The sequence below is a fragment of the Ruania zhangjianzhongii genome (assembly GCF_008000995.1).
In the GTDB taxonomy this organism is placed as follows: domain Bacteria; phylum Actinomycetota; class Actinomycetes; order Actinomycetales; family Beutenbergiaceae; genus Ruania; species Ruania zhangjianzhongii.
This window is the reverse complement of sequence record NZ_CP042828.1, coordinates 3772834-3790941: the sequence shown is the minus strand read 5'-3', so window position 1 is coordinate 3790941 and position 18108 is coordinate 3772834. Positions and strand designations below refer to the sequence as shown.

The 18108-nt window shown below is 68.6% G+C and carries 12 protein-coding genes; 7 read left to right on the top strand and 5 right to left on the bottom strand.

What is annotated here, in order from left to right; genetic code table 11:
- The first annotated feature begins 15 nt into the window (after positions 1-15).
- From FU260_RS17595 to FU260_RS17565, 7 genes are all read left to right on the top strand, one after another.
- A complete protein-coding gene (locus FU260_RS17595; protein WP_147918221.1) occupies positions 16-1644 on the top strand; it encodes a hypothetical protein in 1629 nt (542 codons plus the stop codon).
- 78 nt (positions 1645-1722) lie between these two features.
- Complete coding sequence (locus FU260_RS17590) at positions 1723-2967, top strand: aminotransferase class III-fold pyridoxal phosphate-dependent enzyme (RefSeq protein WP_168211834.1); 1245 nt, start codon at positions 1723-1725, stop codon at positions 2965-2967.
- On the top strand, positions 2964-3710 hold the full coding sequence (locus tag FU260_RS17585; RefSeq protein WP_168211833.1) for an amidohydrolase family protein: 747 nt from the start codon (positions 2964-2966) through the stop codon (positions 3708-3710). Before FU260_RS17590 ends, FU260_RS17585 begins: the two co-directional genes overlap by 4 nt.
- Complete coding sequence (locus FU260_RS17580; RefSeq protein ID WP_147918218.1) at positions 3707-4522, top strand: amidohydrolase family protein; 816 nt, start codon at positions 3707-3709, stop codon at positions 4520-4522. Before FU260_RS17585 ends, FU260_RS17580 begins: the two co-directional genes overlap by 4 nt.
- Before the next feature lie 82 nt (positions 4523-4604).
- Complete coding sequence (locus FU260_RS17575) at positions 4605-7241, top strand: hypothetical protein (RefSeq protein ID WP_147918217.1); 2637 nt, start codon at positions 4605-4607, stop codon at positions 7239-7241.
- On the top strand, positions 7241-10048 hold the full coding sequence (locus FU260_RS17570; protein WP_147918216.1) for a glycoside hydrolase domain-containing protein: 2808 nt from the start codon (positions 7241-7243) through the stop codon (positions 10046-10048). The genes FU260_RS17575 and FU260_RS17570 overlap by 1 nt, the downstream gene beginning before the upstream one ends.
- 63 nt (positions 10049-10111) lie before the next feature.
- Positions 10112-11038: an alpha/beta hydrolase family protein gene (locus FU260_RS17565; protein WP_147918215.1), complete on the top strand. Its 927-nt coding sequence runs from the start codon at positions 10112-10114 to the stop codon at positions 11036-11038.
- A 27-nt stretch (positions 11039-11065) separates the two neighbouring features.
- On the opposite strand, the gene FU260_RS17560 is transcribed toward FU260_RS17565, so the two are convergent.
- The 5 genes from FU260_RS17560 to FU260_RS17540 are packed head-to-tail and all read right to left on the bottom strand — an operon-like array spanning position 11066 to position 18027.
- Positions 11066-12571, bottom strand: a complete 1506-nt coding sequence (locus tag FU260_RS17560) for a hypothetical protein (protein WP_147918214.1) — start codon at positions 12569-12571, stop codon at positions 11066-11068.
- Between the two features lie 14 nt (positions 12572-12585).
- On the bottom strand, positions 12586-14337 hold the full coding sequence (locus tag FU260_RS17555; RefSeq protein ID WP_147918213.1) for a dipeptide ABC transporter ATP-binding protein: 1752 nt from the start codon (positions 14335-14337) through the stop codon (positions 12586-12588).
- Positions 14334-15113, bottom strand: coding sequence for an ABC transporter permease (locus FU260_RS17550; RefSeq protein ID WP_235912280.1), 780 nt, complete (start codon positions 15111-15113; stop codon positions 14334-14336). Before FU260_RS17550 ends, FU260_RS17555 begins: the two co-directional genes overlap by 4 nt.
- 34 nt (positions 15114-15147) lie before the next feature.
- Positions 15148-16197: an ABC transporter permease gene (locus FU260_RS17545; protein ID WP_235912281.1), complete on the bottom strand. Its 1050-nt coding sequence runs from the start codon at positions 16195-16197 to the stop codon at positions 15148-15150.
- A 30-nt stretch (positions 16198-16227) separates the two neighbouring features.
- Complete coding sequence (locus FU260_RS17540; protein WP_147918211.1) at positions 16228-18027, bottom strand: peptide ABC transporter substrate-binding protein; 1800 nt, start codon at positions 18025-18027, stop codon at positions 16228-16230.
- Positions 18028-18108: the final 81 nt, after the last annotated feature.

Below are 18108 nucleotides of genomic sequence, written 5' to 3'. Positions count from 1 at the left end.
TCGGACAGGAGAATCGTGACTCATCCGCACCGCGATGATCGGCTGGTGCGACGCCGGGGGTTCTTGCGCGGCGTAGGCATCGTGGGCGCCGCCACTGTCGGCATGACGCTCCTGGATCGCCGTCCGCCGCTCGCACGCGCCACTGCGCCGGACGATCTCATCTCCCGTGCGCACTTTGATCGGCTGGACACTGCGCTGAACGGTGGCGACGGGTACAAGCACGAGACGAACGACAAGGACAGCTCCGGGCTGAGCGGGAAGCTTGCCTGGGGTGAGGCCTATGTGCTGCAGGGCTATGCGCTGATGTATCAGTCCACTCACGACACGCACTACCTGGACAAGATGATCGACCACATCGATCACGTGCTGGCCAGCCGGGACAGTGAACGTGGCGTGACCGACTTCGCCGGCGTCTCCCACCCGGCCTGGCGTGCGGACCACCACCAGACAGTGGGCTACGCCACCATCCCGGACAGGACCGGGCAACCGGTCTTCGAAGTGCGGTCGGCGCTCGCCTATGCCGATTGGACTACCGTCACGGTGACGTCGGGAGCCGCTGGCGAGTTCGGCCTGTCGGCGCACAACACTCACTATGACCGAACAACAACCCATGAGGGCCTGAGCGCCGACCCGGCCGATCCTCACTACGCGGTCCAGCGGGTGCTCGAGGGGTTCAAGACCGAAGCCCCGCAGCGGATGCTGATCACCCTCCGAGACCTCCGTGCGGACCCGGCGGCCACCGATATCGCACCGGGCGAGTACCAGATGCACTCGCCGCCCTACATCTTCGAGGCGCACACTGGCCAGATCGTGCAGCCGATGGTGCTCTTCGCCCAGCTGGTGCGAGGCGACTCGGGCCTGCGGTCGAACCCGACCTACGCCCAGCGGGCCGAGACCTATCTGGCGGCAGCCGCCGATGCGATCGCTGTCCATGACCCGGAGTGGCGCGAGACCACGGAGGGGTCGGGCTACTACGTCACGCTGCCCGATGCGCCGGTGTGGCACGCCGGGATGGACAACCCGCTGAACCACTTCCTTGCCCTCGGCCGGGCCATCGCGGCGATGGCCACCGTCACCGGTGACCGTCAGTACATCGACCGCGCCACGGCCCTGGGGTGGACGTTGCGAGACAGCATGGTGCCGGACGGCTCGGCCTACGTGTGGCCGTACTGGCGGCCGCAGGGGGATGCCTACAACGGCTGGGACATCGACAGCCCACGTTCGCAGTACCGGCCCTGGTATCCGCCGAACCAAGTCCTTGAAGACACCAGTCACGCCCAGATCGATGTGAACTTCGCGCTCGAGTACTACCGCGGCCTCCGGTCCTTCCGGCCCGGGCGCCGCCCGCCGTTCGGCACGGCCGAGCTACGCGGACTGGCCGCCACCTACACCGAGAATGTGGCAACGACAGAAGACGACGGTTCGCCCAGCGTCTTTCGCTTTGTGGACGGCGATGGTGCCACCGGGATGCCGGCCTACGAGCGTCAGTCGTTGGCCTGGGCGAGTCTGACCCCCTGGAACCAGGGGGTGCTCGGTCATACCCGTGCGCTGCTCGACTCGGGCGTTCTCGACGAGCTCCCGTCGTCGCTGTACTGCCTGGCGCACGTCGTCTATGCCTCTGCCAATCCGCGGAATCCACGGTGAGCACCCGCAGCCCTGATTCCTCGGGAGCAATCAGCGATATGACTCCACAGCGATAGGACCAGGATGAGTACGCCCTCGATGACGGATCAGACGCGAAGCCAGACCTCCTGGACGGACCGGTTCGCCACGGTGATGCCGTTCGGCTCGAGCACCGCGTCCAAAGCACCTCGGCTGCTCCCCGACGAGCCCGAGGTGATCGTCCGCGGAGACGGCTGCCGGGTGTGGGACGAACAGGGCAGAGAGTTCATCGACTATCGAAACTCTCTCGGCCCGGTGAGCCTGGGCTACCGCTACCCGGCCGTGGATGAGGCGATCCGCGCGCAGCTGGACCGGGGCATCGTGTTCGGCCATCCGACGCCGCTGGAGGCGGAGGTTGCCGAGCGCCTCTGTGCCCAGCTACCGGGGATGGACCAGGCCCGCTTCCTCAAGACCGGCGGCGAGGCGATCGCCGCCGCGATCCGGATCGCGCGCAGCTACACCGGCCGCGACCACGTGATCCAGACCGGCTACAACGGCTGGCTGAACGCCCTCGGCGCGGGCGCGGCCGCGCTCCCGGGACAGCCGGCACCGGTGCCCGCCGGCGTGCCGGCAGCCGTCGCGGCGCTGCACCACCCGGTGCCATGGAACGACCTGGCGGCGGTCGAGCAGATCCTCACCGCGCATCCGGGCCAGGTCGCCGCCGTCGTCGTCGCCGCGGACTACGCCGCTATGGCCGACGGCGCGACGTACTATCCCCAGCTGCGCGCCCTGCTCGATCAGCACGGCACGCTGCTGATCCTGGACGAGATCGTGACCGGCTTCCGGATCGCCCTCGGCGGCGTGAACGAGTACTTCGAGGTGGGCGCCGATCTGATGGTCTATGGCAAGGGGATGGCCAACGGTATGCCGATCGCCGTCTACGCCGGCCGCCGCGAGGTGATGGCGGCCTGCGGCCCCGGCCGCGCAGTCGTTTCCTCGACGTTCGGCGGGGAGGCGCTCTCCCTGGCGGCCGCCGCAGCCTGCCTGGACACCTACACCGGTGCTGACGTGATCGGCCACCTGTGGCGCCAGGGGGCCGCGCTGCGGGATGGACTGAACGCGATCTTCCAGAGCCGAGCCATCCCGCTGGTGCTGACCGGCCTGGCGCCCTGCCCGACGTTCCGGCCCACCGACGGCCAGCCCGGCGTCCTCGATACCTTCTTCCGCGCGGCCTATCGTCATGGGGTGTCCCTGACCAACGTCCCGTTCGTGAACTACTCCCACACCTCCGAGGACATCGCCGAGACGGTGCACCGGTTGGACCAGGCCGGCGCCGAGGTGGCAGAGCAGGTGGCCCAGCGGTGATCATCGACGCACACGCGCACCTGCAGGGCTCCCAGCTCCATCCGCAGGTGATCGAGGAGTGCGACGCCCACGGCGTGGACACGATCATGGTCTCCTCGATCGCCGGCTACCAGCACTACCCGAGCCTGGAGGCGGTGCAAGCCGCCAACGCGGACCTGTACGCCGTGCACCGCGACCATCCGGACTTCGTTGCCTGCTACTGCTATGTGAACCCGCGCCACGGCAGCGCCGCACTGGAGGACCTGCGGCGCAACGTCGAGGAGCGCGGCATGGTCGGGATCAAGCTCTGGGTCGCCACCACGGCGGACGACCCGCTGGTCGATCCCGTGGTGGAGCAGGCGATCGAGTACCGGATACCGATCCTCATGCACGCCTGGCGCAAGACCGCCGGTCAGCTGCCGTACGAGTCGAACGCGCAGAACATCGCCAGGATCGGTGCCCGCTACCCGGAGGCGCGGATCATCATGGCCCACCTCGGCGGACAGGTCGAAACTGCGATGAACACGATCGCGCCCTATCCGAACATCCGCACCGACACCTCCGGAACGCCGATCAACAGCGGTGCCGTCCGGATCGCCGTGGACCGGCTCGGCGCCGAGCGCGTGGTCTTCGGCTCCGATCTGCACGGCGTCTGCATGGGGCACAGCATCGGCAAAGTCGTGGCCGCCGAGTTACGGCCCGAGGAGAGCGAGCTGGTGATGGGCGCGACGATGGCCCAGCTGCTGAAGGAGGTGCGCTCATGAGCGATCCACTGGAGTCCTTCGCCACCCAGCAGGCGGTGGACGTCACCGCGTTCCTCGGCCTCTTCCCATGGCGGCTGCAGGCGCACGCCGACGCCGCGGCACTGACCCGGCAGGCCGACCGGCTCGGGCTCTCCGGCCTGTGCCTGAGCCACCTGGCCTCGGTGTTCGGCTACGACACCCGCAGCGGCAACGAGGAGCTGCACCGCGTGGTCGAGGCAGAGCCGCGATTCTCCTTCACGCCGATCCTCAACCCGACCGAGCCGGGCTGGCAGGCCGAGCTGGCCTGGGCGCTGGGGCACGGGGCACGCGGGGTACGGATCGTGCCGGGCTACCACGGTTACACCCTGGGCCACCCGGCAGCGGCCGATCTGGTCGCCGCCGTCCAGGACGCTGGGATCGCTCTGCACCTGTCCACCACCCTGGAAGACCCACGGGAACGCCATCCGCGGTACATCGTCGAAGAATGCACCACCAGTCAGATCGCGGACTTCCTGCGCCTCGCGCAGCCGGTGCCGATCGTGCTCAGCGGCCTGCGATCGGGGGACTGGACCGAGGTCCGCGCCAATCTGGACGCCGGTCACGACCTGCGCCGGGTGCTGCTGGACACCTGGCGGATGAACGGCCCGATCGGTGTGTTGCGGACCATGTGCGAGACCCCCCTGGCGTCGATGCTCGCCTACGGCACCTGCCAGCCGGTCCAAGAGCCGGTGGCGAGCGCCTACCAGCTCGCCACTGCCACGATCGACGACGCAGCCCGGCAGGCGCTGGCAGCACAGAACGCACGACGGGTGCTGCCTGGTCTACCGGAGTAAACGGGGCGGATCAGGCACGGGATCAGGCACCGGATCGAGACCAGGCCTTCTATTTGTGCCTTGCTTGTAATAGGTTTTTGACATGGACGTAATGAAGCGCCGTCGACTGTCTCTCCGTCACCTCGCTGCCGTAGCCGTGGGTGGCGTGCTGGCCGCCGCGTTGGTGCATCCGGCCGGGATGCCGGCTGCCCAGGCCGACGCTGGGACACCGCTTGCCGATACCGAGCCACCGCAGGCGGCGGCCGACCCGGCGTCGGGCGACGCGCTGGTGACCAACCACAGCTTCGAGGACGGGCTCGGCGGCTGGTCCCTCACCGACGGCTACGGCGAGCCCGCCGGTGACGCCTGTGCCGATGCGCTCTCCACCACCGAGGACTGGTCCAGCGCCGGAGACCTCTCGCTGCTGATCGGCGCCGACCGCAGCTGCCGCCAGGCCGGCGTGATCAGCGAGAGCACCCCGGTCGAGTCCGGGCAGAGCTATACCGCCTGGGCGGATGTGCACGACGGCAGGATCGCCTGGCTCGGCCTGCACTGGGTGGACGCCGACGGGGAGGTGATCGACGTCGAACACACCCGCCGCGACGTGCGCAGCGACCGGCTGGACCTCAGTGCCGAGGCACCGCAGGGAGCCACCGGTGTGCAGGTCGAGGTCGGCGCCATCGGCGAGCTGAGCGTGGACAACGTGCTGCTCAGTGCGCAGTACACCGCACTGGGCGCTCAGGTGGTCCGCCAGCCCCGGATGCTGTCCAGCGACGCCGGCGTCGATGAGAACGGCCGCGACGTGCTCTGGTCGATGGCCACCGGTAGCGAGGACGACCCCGGGATCCTGCTGGCCACCGATGTGCTCACCGGAGAAGTCACCCGAACCGTGCGGCTGCCGGGGGTCACCGGAGGCTGGGAGGTCAATCAGAACCCGGTGACCGGCACGGTCTACGTGGGCACCTACGGCGCGGCTGCCCTGTGGCTGTACACCCCCGGTGAGGACGAAGCAGTCAATGCCGGCAAGCCCGACATCCCGCACTGGAACTTCGCCTACGGCATCGCCTTCGACGAGGAGGGCAACGCCTACGGGGGTGGCTGGGGTGAACCCACGGCGGGTTACCCCGGGGCCTCGGTGTACACGTTCACCGAGGGTGAGGGCTTCACCGGAGTGCTCGGCGATCTGCCGCTGACCGAGGACGCGAACTACACCCGTGCCCTGGGCTATGACGAGGCCAGCCGCACCGTCTTCGTCGGCACCGGGAACCAGGTCAACCTGTTCGCCTGCAGCATCGACACGAACGAGTGCGAGAACCTCGCCCCGCTGCTGGATGAGGAGATCCAGGACTCCGTCGAGGTCCGCACTCTGACGATCAGCGACGGCTACGTGCTGGCCTGGGCCGGAGACGCCGGCAGCACCGGTAACGACTGGCTCGTGGTGCTCGACGTGGACCGTACCGACAGCGGTGAGCTGCAGGCCGAGGTCATCGACGAGATCCGCGGTGTGGCCTACCCCGGCTCCAGCCCTATCGTCGACGGCCAGATCTACTACACCAAAGCCGGCCACGAAGGCTGGCCGCTGTTCCGCTACACCATCGAGTCCGGCGAGGAGACCCAGCTGCCCGAGGACGTGGTGATCCTCGCCCGGCAGTGGGACATCGTCGAGCTGGACGATCCCGCGTGGCCCGGGTCCACTCTGGTGGGCCTGAACTCCTATGGGTTCCTGACCCGGTACAACATCGAGAACGAGGAGATCAGCGTCGAGGAGATCGAGGGCATCCCGGACGTGTCGGTGCGGGTGAACAGCCTGGCCACCGGTCCGGACGGGTCGATCTGGAGCTCCGGATACCTGCAGGGCGGCATCGGCCGGTACACGCCGATGCGCGACGACGCGCACGAGACGTTCGAGCTCGGCGGACAGGCCGAGCAGATGATCAGCCACGACGGCCGGATCTTCCAGGGCGCCTATCCCCGGGGGGAGATCACCTCCTTCACCCCCGCCCAGCTGGCAGCGGAGGAGGAGCCCACAGTGGAGTGCCAGATCGGTGCCGGCCAGAACCGCCCCTACGGACTGCACAGCTCCGGTGACCGGCTCTACTACGGCAGTCAGGCGGGCTCCTCCGGTCAGGACGTCGGCGCCTTCGGGTGGTTCGACACCGCTGCCGGCGAGTGCCACACCATCGAAGGGCCGATCGGCCTCCAGTCGGTGGACACCCTTACCGGTAGCGGGGACCGCATCTTCGGCGGCGGAAACATCTACTACGCCTACACCGAGCGACCGAAGCAGGACGAAGCCAGCGTGATGGTCTTCGACGAGACCACCGAAGAGGTCGACGAGGTGGCCCTGCCCGAGCCCGGGCTGCGCGCGGTGAGCGGGGCCACCGCCGCCGCCGACGGCACGGTCTGGTTCTACGCCGAAGGCTGGCTGTTCGCGATGGACCCGGAGACGTTGGAGTGGATCCACACCGAAGAGGTGTTTCCCGACCTCAAGCCCGAGGGGCGGATCTCCGGCAACTATGCCCAGCTGGTCACCGCCGAGGACGGCACGATCTACGGCAACGTCGGTGGGCGGGTGTTCGGCTTCGACCCGGCCGGCGCACTGCGCAGCGGTGCGGCCCAGTCCGGCCTCGAGGTGCTCTACGAAGGGGCCGGCCCGCACCTGACGCTCGATGACTACGGCAACCTCTACACCCGGCTCGGTGCTACCGAGATGTTGCGGATCGTTCCGGAGCACAGCTGATGCGGCCGGCAGCTAGCCACCGCACCCGGAGCCTGGCCGGTGTGCTCAGTGCAGCGCTCGCACTCGGCGCGCTGTCCGCGACGGCGGCAGTCGCCGACGCCGACGCCGAGGAGCCAGCCACGGACGAGCCGGCCACAGCCACTGCGGACGCTGCCGAGGATCCTGGTTTCGGCACCGTCCACCGGGCGGCCGACCTGGAGGTGGCCCACGCCAGCCAGGGCACGAGGGTGATGACGGGGGAGGAGATCGGCCAGGATATCGACGTCCTGCTCTTCCAGAACTCGGCAGGACCGGGGGAGCGGCTGACCCTCGCGTTCGAGGTCCCCGCCGATGCGGAGTACGAGATCTCCCTGCAGCCGCTGCTGGCACCGAGCTACGGCACCTACGAGGTGGCCCTGGACGAGCAGTCCCCGACCGAGCTGAACCTGTACGCCGAGTCGATCCAGGCCGGCAGCTACCAGCACATCGACACCCGGGCGCTGCCCGAGGGACGGCACACGCTGACCATCGAGGCGACCGGAACGGACCCGCTGTCCACCGGCCACTTCGGCGCTTTCATGCGCCTGGCGATCCTGGACGAGAGCGACCGGCAGGAACGGCTGGACCACCTGCTCTCCGGTATCGATGAGGTGCGCACCACGCTGACCCGGATCGGCGAGCAGATCCCCGAGGCCGATCACCCCGACGACGCCGGCCTGCGCGCACGCGCCGCCGACCACACCGCCAGTCTCGACGAGCTGGCTGAGCGCGCCGAAGACCTCACCGGGGACTTCACCGAGCTCGACCAGATCCGGCAGGAGACCGAGGCGACCGGCCTGGCTGTGGACCGGCTCGGTGACTTCGTCCAGGCGCGCCGGCAACGCCCGGAGGCACCGTTCGGGATCGCCACCGCCGACGCGATGAGCCTCGTCTACCCGAGCGACCTGCCCTGCGCGGCCTGCACCCAGCAGAACCCGAGCCTCTCCCTGGCTCAGGGGGAGTACGAGTCCATCCAGACCGTCCTGCTGCCCTACACCCAGGGCCTCGCCGATGTGCAGGCACGGGTGACGGACGTCCGCGGGCCGGGTGACGCCGTCGAGAGCGATCCGGCCGATGGGCCGACCGAGAACGATGCGGCCGAGGCGCCGACCGGGCTCGAGGCGAGGGTGCACCCGCTGGGCTCGGTCTTCGTGCAGAACACCGACGTGGTGCTCCCGGCGATGCCCGGCCGCCCGCAGAACTACGAGGGCTGGATCCCCGATCCGGTGCGCACCGACCTGACCAGTGTGGACCTGCAGCCCTGGGTGCTCCAGCCGTACTGGCTGCAGCTCCACGCCCCCGCGCAAGCCCCACCCGGCACGTACACGGTGACCGTGGAGTTCGAGGCAGCCGGGGTGGAGGCACAGCAGCTGGAGGTCGAAGCCACCGTCTGGCCGTTCGAGATCCCGGACCGCCCGGACCTGGCGACGTCGATGACCACCAAGTCCACCGACCCGGGTGCGCCCACGGAGTACTCCGAACGCTGGTACATGCTCGAGCAGGTCTACGACTCGGCCGGCCAGGGGGAGTTCGAGGACCTCCGGCACGCCTACATCGACTTCCTCGGCGACTTCAAGATCGAACCGGACCTCATCTACAACACCGAGCCACCCGCCGTCGCCGAGCTGCTCGAGCTCGAGGAACGTATCGGTCTGCGGCAGTTCAACGTGCTCTACCTGCCCGGTTATGCCGACCGGGAGTTCGATCCGGAGGACCCGGACAGCTGGCAACCGGAGATCGACGAGATCCTGGACATCGTCGGGGCGGCGATGGCCGAGTACGAGGACGCCGGCCTGGCCGAGAAGGCCTACATCTACGGCTTCGACGAGCGCAGCGACACCGAGCTGGCCCAGGCCGTGCTCGGCCAGATCAAGGCGGAGTTCCCCGATCTTGAGGTGATGAGCACGTTCATGGACCCCTCGCTCGGGGTGGACTCCGGACTGGCCGAGGAGATCGACATCTGGGTGCCCGGGGTGGAGACCCTCGACACCGAGGCGATGGCGCGAGCACAGCAGCGAGGCGACGAGGTGTACTGGTACACCCACCAGGCGGTGCGCCACCCGCTGCCGAACTGGTTCAACGGCTATCCGCCGAGCGACACCCGGGTGCTGCTCGGACCGCTGTCCCACACCACCGGCGTCGACGGCTTCCTGTACTACAACATCATGCGCTGGCCCGACCGTGAGCCGATGACCGATGGGGTGCTCAGCGACTGGGATCCGCAGACCTACGAGACGGCGAACGGCGACGGCTCGCTGTTCTATCCCGGCGCCGACGGCCCGTTGGCCTCTCAGCGGCTGCACAACTTCCGGGACGGGATGGAGGACTTCAACCTGCTCAACGTCCTGCAGCAGGCGATCGACCGGGCCGAACAGCACGGCGCGGGCGAGCCTGACCTGGCCCGCGCCCGCGAGCTGCTCAGTGCCGAGGCGATCGTGACCGACCAGGCGCAGTTCACCCGGGACGCCGGCGAGTACCGGGCCTGGCGCAGCGAGGTGGCGGCGATGATCATCACCCTGCAGCGGCCCGGCGAGGTCCGCGCGCTGGTGGCGGCGCTGGAGGGGTACATCGCCTCCGGTGACGTCGACGGCGGTATCGAGCGGCCGTTGACCCTGACCCTGGACCGGGCCCAGCAGGCGGTGGCCAGTGGACACACGCAGTCCGCCGCCCGGTGGCTGGAACGCTTCAGCCGCCATCTCGACGGGGTCCGCGACTCCGACACCCTGACCGATCGCGCTGGCGAGGACCTGCAGGAACGAGCCACAGTGCTGCTGACCTTCCTGGAGTAGCTGCGCCGCCGCCCGCCCGCTGGCCCTGCGACCGCCACGACTACTGCCGAGAGGATGTCCCCGATGACCACGAGCTCGCCGGCCCTGGCGGAGGTCCAGGCGCAGATGGAGAAGGTGACCGGCCCGTTCCTGCCGCAGCGGCGCCCTACCGATCTGGCCGTTCGCGTGGCGGAAGAGGTCGAGACCGACGGTGTGATCCGCCGTCTGCTCAGCTACCAGTCGGAGGACGGGCAGTGGACCCCGGCGTACCTGCTCCTGCCGCGGGCGGTCGCCGAGGGGGAGGCCACTGCCCCGGCTGCGCTGGCCCTGCACCCGACCGATGACACCCTCGGGCACGGCGTCGTGGTGGGTCTGGGCGGCAGGCCCGGCCGGGACTACGGCCGGCGCGTGGCCCAGGCCGGGTACGTCGTGCTCGCCCCGGCGTACCCCCTGCTGGCCGGCTACCATCCGGATCTCGCCGCGCTGGGGTATAGCAGCGGGACGATGAAGGCGATCTGGGACAACGTCCGGGGCATCGACCTGCTGGAGTCACTGCCCGGTGTCCGCCCGGGACCGGTGGCCGCCGTGGGCCACTCCCTCGGTGGCCACAACGGTCTGTACACCGCGGTCTTCGATCCCCGGATCCAGGCGGTGGTGACCAGCTGTGGCTTCGACTCGTTCTCGGACTACGCCGGCGGCGACCTGTCCGGTTGGCAGCAGGAACGCTACATGCCGCTCCTCGGCCAAGAGCACGGCGTCCCGTTCGACTTCGACGAGCTGCTGGCCGCGCTCGCACCGCGGACGGTGCTGGTGAGCGCGCCAGAGCATGACGACAACTTCAGCTGCGCCAGCGTGCGGCGACTGGTCGGCCGCGCCCGGCGCACCTACGCCGCGCTGGACGCGGACGAGAACCTGGTCACCGTCCATCCGGACTGTGGCCACGACTTCCCGCCGGAGATCCAGGATCTCGCTCTCGACGTGCTGGACCGGGTGCTTCCGGTCAGCCGCTGACCGCCGGCACCGGGAGCCGCGGCCCGGTCAGGCGGTGTAGTTCAGGTAGGCGATCCCCAGCGTGTGCGAGCCCTGGCTTGGCTCCAGCGCCTCGGCCCGGAACACCCGCAGGACCTGCTCGCGGATGGCCGGTTCGATATCGTCCAGCATCAGCCAGCGGGCCGACTGCACCGCAGTGGCCGGAGTCGTGTCCGTGGCACCGTCCACCCGGTACCAGAGCGAGTCCTCACTGCGGATCACCGTGTCGGTGAACGTGGCAGCGAACCGCTCGCGGTCGGCGCTCATGTCCGCGATCCCACACTCGTGCACCGACTGGATGAACTCGAGGGTGATCGCGGCGTGGCTGATGTCCTCCCACTGGGTGTGCGGGGTGAAGGACGGGGTGTAGCTGGACACCTCGTCCTCGATCTCGTAGCCCTGGAACATCTCGGAGTGCACCGGCCAGTACGGCCACTGGTAGGCACCGTCGTGGTTCTCCAGCGACAACCGCAGGCTCTTCAGCAGGCCGTTGACCTTGGTGAGGTAGCGCTGGTTCCCGGTGAGCGCGTACATCTCGGCGAAGGCCGCCCCCAGCCCGTGGGACTGGTTGAGCGGCTGGATCGCACCGTCGAAGGGAACCGGCGCCCCCAGCGGCGCGCGGAAGTCACCGAGTCCGTCTTCGTCCACGTGGACGTCATCGCGGTGGTAGCGCATGGACTCGCGCACCGCCCGCATCAGCCGGGTGGCCTTGGCGGTCCGACCGGAGAGTTCCGGCGTGCTGCCCACCAGGCGGATGTAGCGGCACATCGGCAGGACCATCATCCCGGTGTGCACGGCGAAGGCGTAGAACTGCGACTCGAAGGCCACGGCGGTTTCGGCCAGCTCCTCGCCGCTGGCGTGCTCGGCGCGATGATCGATCGCGGTCCACCGCTGCCACGGGGTGTAGGCCTCGGTCACCGCGTCGACGACGTAGCTCTGGCTGGCAGGGTCCAGGCTGAGGCTGGTCAGGGTGATGCTGGAGGAGGGGTGGTACAGCTCCAGATCGAAGGTGTCGGCGTCGATCCGAGTGACCGTGGCCGTGGCATCGCCGGAGGTGGCCCCGGCCCAGCGCACCTGGATCCCCGGAGCGCCGCCGGTCAGCAGCAGCTCACCGTGGCCGGCGGTGTAGTTGCCCCCAGCCCGCCAGCACGGACCCGAGCGGCCGGAGTAGTCACTGACCCCGCGAGCGGCATCGGTGCTGGCCAGCACCTGGTCGAGGCGGTCCTCGAACTGGTCCAGATACTGGGGATCGCCGTGCGCCCGGTACATCAGCAGCAGGGCGTTCAGGTAGTAGGACTCACCCCAGGCGAAGCCACCGGCCTCGTTGTTCTCCGCCGCCAGGTCCAGATAGGCCTGCTCGGCCACGGCGAAGGCTTCGGGGGAGCTGTAGTCCAGATCTTCGGTGAGATCGGACGTGGTGGCCATCGCCCGGCCGGGGCCGGTGAGGGTCAGTGCGAAGGCGCCGGCTCCGCCGGCAAACAGGGCGCGACGGGAGAAGGTGGCAGTGGCCGGCATCGTTGGCCTTTCGCTCAGGCTGCGGCCCGGACCGGCAGGATCGCGTCGAGCAGCTGATGGGTGTAGGGGTGCTGGGGGTTGGCGAAGACCTCGTCCCGGTCGCCGTGCTCGACGATCTTGCCGTGGCGCATCACGGACACGGTGTCGGACATCTTCTCCACCACTGCCAGGTTGTGCGAGATCAGCAGGTAGGCGACACCGAGCCGGGACTGGATCTCTTCCAGCAGGTCCAGGATCTGCGCCTGGATGGACACGTCGAGAGAGGACGTCGGCTCGTCGCAGACCAGCACCTCAGGCTCCGGCGCCAAGGCCCGAGCGATGGCGATGCGCTGCTGCTGGCCGCCACTGAACTGCTGGGGATAGCGCTGGGCGTCGTCCGGGGACAGGCCCACCAGGCGCAACAGCTCCGCTGCACGTTCGATGCGTTCGGACTTGGTGCCGATCTTCTGCAGCCGCAGTGCCTCGGTGATGTTCGTGCCGGCGGTGTACTGCGGGATGAGCGAGCCGTGCGGGTTCTGGAAGACCATCTGCATGCGGTTCCGGTGCTCGTGCGCCGCTTTGGAGTGCACATCGACCCCATCCAGGTGCACCGAACCCTCGTCCGGTTCATACAGGCCCATCACCAGCCGGGCGACCGTGGACTTGCCACTCCCGCTCTCGCCGACGAGCCCCAGGGTGCTTCCCGGCTTGATCTGCAGGCTGACGTCCTGCACGGCGGGTATCTCACCGCCGGAGGTGTGGAAGGTCTTGTGCAGGTTCTTCGCGATGATGATCGGCTGCGCGGAGGACGGCCGTCGGGCGCTGCCGGCCGTCAGGCCCGCCCCGCCGGCGCTCTGGCCCGGTGGCGGTGCGCTACCGGTGCCGGGATCGCTACCGGCGTCCTCGGCGCCCGGGCCAGACCCCTCCGGGACTGCCTGGATCGGCACGTGGCGGGTGGTGCGGCCGGTCTCGAGAGTGGCCGCGAGCAGCATCTGGGTGTAGGGGTCCTGGGGGTCGTCCAGCACTTCCTGGATCGTGCCGGACTCGACCACTGTGCTCTGGTGCATCACGATCACGTCGTCGCAGAACCGCCGGGCCACGCCCAGGTCGTGGGTGACCATGATCATCCCGGTGCCCTGCTCCTTGATCTGCGCCAGGAGGTCCAGGACCTGCGCCTGGACGGTGACGTCGAGAGCTGTGGTGGGCTCGTCGGCGATCACCAGCCGGGGGGAGCTGATGATCGCCATCGCGATCATCGCCCGCTGGCGCATGCCACCGGAGAACTGGAACGGGTACATCGAGGCCCGATGGGCCGCATCGGGGATGCCCACCTCCTCCAGCACCTGTACGGCACGACGGCGGGCCTCCCGCCGGGAGCAGAGGTCGTGCCAGGTGAGGGCTTCGGCGAGCTGCTTGATCACCGGGATCGTCGGGTTCAGCGCCTCCATCGCGTTCTGGAAAACCATGCCGATCTCCTGGCCCCGGACCCGGCGGAGCTTGCTCGGGGCGGTGGTGACCAGGTCCTGACCGCGGTAGAGCACCTCACCATCGAGGATCGACGCGGTCTTCGGGAGCAGGCGCAGCAGCGAGCGGACGGTGACCGACTTACCGCTGCCCGACTCACCCACGATCGCCAGGGCGCGGCCCTCCTCCAGACTGAAGCTCACGCCGTCGGCGGCAACGAAGGTGCTGCCATCGGGCCGGCGGAACCCGGTGCGCAACCCGCGCACCTGCAACAACGGCTGCGCGGTCTGCTCCGTGGTGGGCTGGGGGGACTGCTGAGTCATCCTTCCTCCTGGGTGACATCGAAAGCGTCGCGGATCCCGTCGCCGATCCAGGTGAAGGCCAGCAGGGTGATCGCGAAGGCAAGAGCGGGGGAGATGACCATGTGCGGCATCGAGGTGGCGTAGCGCACCCCTTCGTTGATCATCGCCCCCCAGGAAGGCATATCGGCGATGCCCATCCCGAGCAGGGAGAGCCCGGCCTCCGTGGTGATCGCTGCGGGGACGGCGAAGCTCGTGGTGACCAACAGCGGACCGATGGCGTTGGGCAGGATGTACCGGGTGGCGATGGTAGGTCCCTTCGCTCCCATCCCGATGGCTGCCTCGACGAAGTCTCGTCGCTTCAGCGTCATCACCTGGGCGCGCATCAATCTCGCCTGGGTGACCCAGCCGGCGATCGCGATCGCGAGCATGACGGCCCAGAAGCTGCGGCCGAAGACGGTGACCAGCAGCACCGCGAACAGGTAGCCGGGGAAGGCGTACATCACGTCGGTGATCGCCATCAGGAACGATCCGACCCGTCCGCCGCGGTACCCCGCGGTCACCCCCACCAGCAGGGCGAACACGACCGAGATGATCTCGGCGACGACAGCTACCAGCAGAGCGGTGCGGAAGCCGAAGATCATCCGGGACAGGATGTCCCGGCCCAGGACGTCGGTGCCGAGGAAATGGCCGGCAGTGCCGATCGGCGCCAGGGTCTGGTCGTAGTTCGTCTCGGCGTGGCCGTACGGAGCGATGACCGGTGCGAGGATCGCGACCAGCGCCAGGACCAGGACCACCACCAGGCTGATGACGGCGATCCGGTTGCGCCGAAACCTAGTCCACGCCCTGGACCACGGCCCGACGCCCGTCTTCTGCGTCTGTTGAGGGGTCGGAGAGTGCGGTTCTGCGGTTTCGAGTGCCACGAGGCTTCCGCCCACTTTCTGCGCGCACGCGCGGATCGAGAAGGCCGTACACGAGGTCGACGATCAGGTTGGTCACCATCAAGATGGCGGCGAAGAACAAGGTGGTGCCCATCAGCAGCGGCATGTCCCGGCTGCTCGCCGCCTGGACGAAGGCCAGGCCCAGACCCGGGATCCGGAACAGCGTCTCGATGAACACCGTGCCGGTCATCAGTGCCGCCAGCATCGGACCGCTGACGGTGACCAGCGGGACGAGGGAGTTGCGCAGCACGTGCTTGATGATCACCACGTAGTACCGACCACCCTTCGCCAGGGCGGCGGTGACGTACTCCTCCCGCAGCGTCTCCAGCATCGCTGAGCGCACGTAGCGGGCCAGCACCGCCAGCGGTCCGACGGCGAGGGCGAGCACAGGTAACACCAGATGCTCTGGTCCTGACCAGCCGGCGGCCGGCAGGATGCGCAGCCACCCGGAGACGATCAGCACCAGGAAGACCCCGGTGAGGTAGTTCGGCAGGGCGTGGCCCATGGTGAGCACGAACATCGACCCGGTGTCCCAGAGGCTCTTCTGCCGCAGCGCCGCCATCACACCGACCGGGATGGCGATGGTCAGCGCGACCAGCACCGCCAGCACTGCCAGGGTGGCCGAGATCGGGAACCCTTGAGCAATGAGGTCTTCGACGTTCTGGGCCGGGTACCGGTAGGACGGCCCGAGGTTCCAGGTCAGTGCGCCCCGCATGAAGATCAGGTACTGCTGCCAGGCCGGGACGTCGTCGCCGTAGCGGGAGGAGAACTCCCCAGCGACCGACTGCATGTCCCCACCGGCCATCCCGGTGGCTCCGGAGGTGGCGCGCTGGATGTCGGCGAAGCTTCCCGGCGCCATCTGCAACAGGGTGAAGGCCAGGATGGAGACGGCGATCAGGGAGACGAACATCCGCACCACGCGGCGGGCGATGAAGGAGATCACGGCTGTCCCCTCCTCGTCATCAGTGCCCGCTTACTCCGCATCGTCGTCGACCGAGAGGTCCCTGAAGTAGTAGCGATCGGCCTGCGCCCGCAGCTCCAGGCCCTGCACGCGTGGCTGAGCCACGATGACCGTGGAGCTCCAGGTGGCCGGGATGAAGATCTGGGACTGCTCACGGGCGGCGGCTGCCTCCGCCAGGATCGCGTGCTGCTCCTCCTCGACAACGGTCTCACCGGCCGCCTCGACGCCTTCGGCATAGGCCTGAGCCTCCGGGGCAGACTCGGTCGCCAGGATCTCCTCGAGCTGCTCGTTCCGCTCGACTGCGCCCAGGTTGCTGTCCTGGCCGACCTCCAGGTACTCCTGGTACCCGTCGGCGCTGAGCGCGTACTCGCGGGTCCAGGTCGGGTCCCAGAGCTGCTGGGCCTGATAGGGCCAGGTACTCACCCCGGAGAAGGAGCCGTACCAGAAGCCGAGGTAGTCCTCCTCGTGCAGCTCGGCCCGGCGCTCGACGTAGACGCCGACCTCCACCACGTCCTTGTTCACAGTGATCCCGAGGTTGGTCTGCCAGGTGTCGATGACGGCGTCCAGCTCCGGAAAGTCCGAACCGGCGAGCAGGTGGAGCGTGGGGAAGCCTTCGCCGTCGGGGTAGCCGGCTTCGGCGAGCAGACGCTGGCCCTCCGCGACGGCCTCCTCGCCCCACATCTGGTCGTGGGCGGCGATGCTCTCGTCCCAGCCCGGCACCAGCGGGGAGACCAGCGTGGAGGCCGGCTGGCTGGTCGGACTGATCCCGGCGATCTCCTCGCGGCCCAGACCCAGGCTCAGCGCGCTGCGGATCTGCGGGTCCTCCAGCAAGGTGTTCTGGCTGTGCAGCCGGGCCAGATACGTGGTGCCGGAGTTCTCCAGCACGTGCACCTGGTCGGCCAGCTCCGGGTCGTTCATGAACCGGGAGACGTCGGCCGGCTCGCCGAGGGCCTGGATGTCCACTTCGCCGTTCTCGTACGGCACGGTGGTGTTGATCGATCCTTGCTCGATCAGCTGGACGTCGATCGTGTCCAGGGCGACGTTCTCGGCGTCCCAGTACTCCTCGTTGCGCTCCAGGCGCATGCTTGAGTTGGCGACCCAGTCGGTCAGGTTGTAGGGACCGTTGCCGACCCAGTTCTCCGGCTGCTGCCAGTCGCCCTCACCTTCGAGGGTTTCCGGATGCAGCGGCAGCATCGAGGGGTGGGTCAGCCCCATCACGAAGCCCGGGTTGGGGGCTTCTAGAGTGAACTCGAGCGTGGCTTCGTCGATCGCTTCCACCCCGACTGCCCCGAAGTCCTCTTCGGCACCGGTGCTGTACGCCTCGGCGTTCTCGATCCCCATCGTCACTTGGTAGGAGGAGGCCTCAGTGGTGACACCACCGGGACCGCGGTCCGGGTCGAGCAGGCGCTGATAGGTCCAGACGAAGTCGTCGGCGGTGACCGGCTCACCGTTGGACCAGGAGGCCTCGGGGTTGAGGTGGAAGGTGTAGGTCATCCCGTCCTCGCTGACCTCCCACTCCTGGGCGACCGCTGGGCGGACGTCGGTGCCATCGGGGGTCTGCAGCACCAATCCTTCCAGCAGCCCCTTCTGCACCAGCCACATGCCGAAGGTGATCGACTGCGGGTCGATGTGGGCGAAGTTCGTGGCCTGGACGGTGATGTGCCCACCGCTGCTTGCCCCGCCGTCGCCGCCCTCGCCCTCGCCGTCGGTGCCGCCGTCACCGAACAGGTTGCACCCGGCCAGCACCAACGCGGCTGATGCGGTCAGGGCGGCGGCGCGAATCCGTCGTCTGGGGGTGCTGCTGGATGTCATCGATTCCTCCTCGAAACGATCCCTGACATTTTAGACTGTCCGAAATATGGGTAGTGCCCTGACTTTATGTGGCGTCGGGGC

Bases quoted from the DNA above. Each gene is read 5' to 3' on its own strand.
- FU260_RS17590 (WP_168211834.1), top strand. From the start codon at position 1,723: ATGACGGATCAGACGCGAAGCCAGACCTCCTGGACGGACCGGTTCGCC.
- FU260_RS17580 (WP_147918218.1), top strand. From the start codon at position 3,707: ATGAGCGATCCACTGGAGTCCTTCGCCACCCAGCAGGCGGTGGACGTC.
- FU260_RS17575 (WP_147918217.1), top strand. From the start codon at position 4,605: ATGGACGTAATGAAGCGCCGTCGACTGTCTCTCCGTCACCTCGCTGCC.
- FU260_RS17570 (WP_147918216.1), top strand. From the start codon at position 7,241: ATGCGGCCGGCAGCTAGCCACCGCACCCGGAGCCTGGCCGGTGTGCTC.
- FU260_RS17565 (WP_147918215.1), top strand. From the start codon at position 10,112: ATGACCACGAGCTCGCCGGCCCTGGCGGAGGTCCAGGCGCAGATGGAG.
- FU260_RS17560 (WP_147918214.1), bottom strand. From the start codon at position 12,571: ATGCCGGCCACTGCCACCTTCTCCCGTCGCGCCCTGTTTGCCGGCGGA.
- FU260_RS17555 (WP_147918213.1), bottom strand. From the start codon at position 14,337: ATGACTCAGCAGTCCCCCCAGCCCACCACGGAGCAGACCGCGCAGCCG.
- FU260_RS17540 (WP_147918211.1), bottom strand. From the start codon at position 18,027: ATGACATCCAGCAGCACCCCCAGACGACGGATTCGCGCCGCCGCCCTG.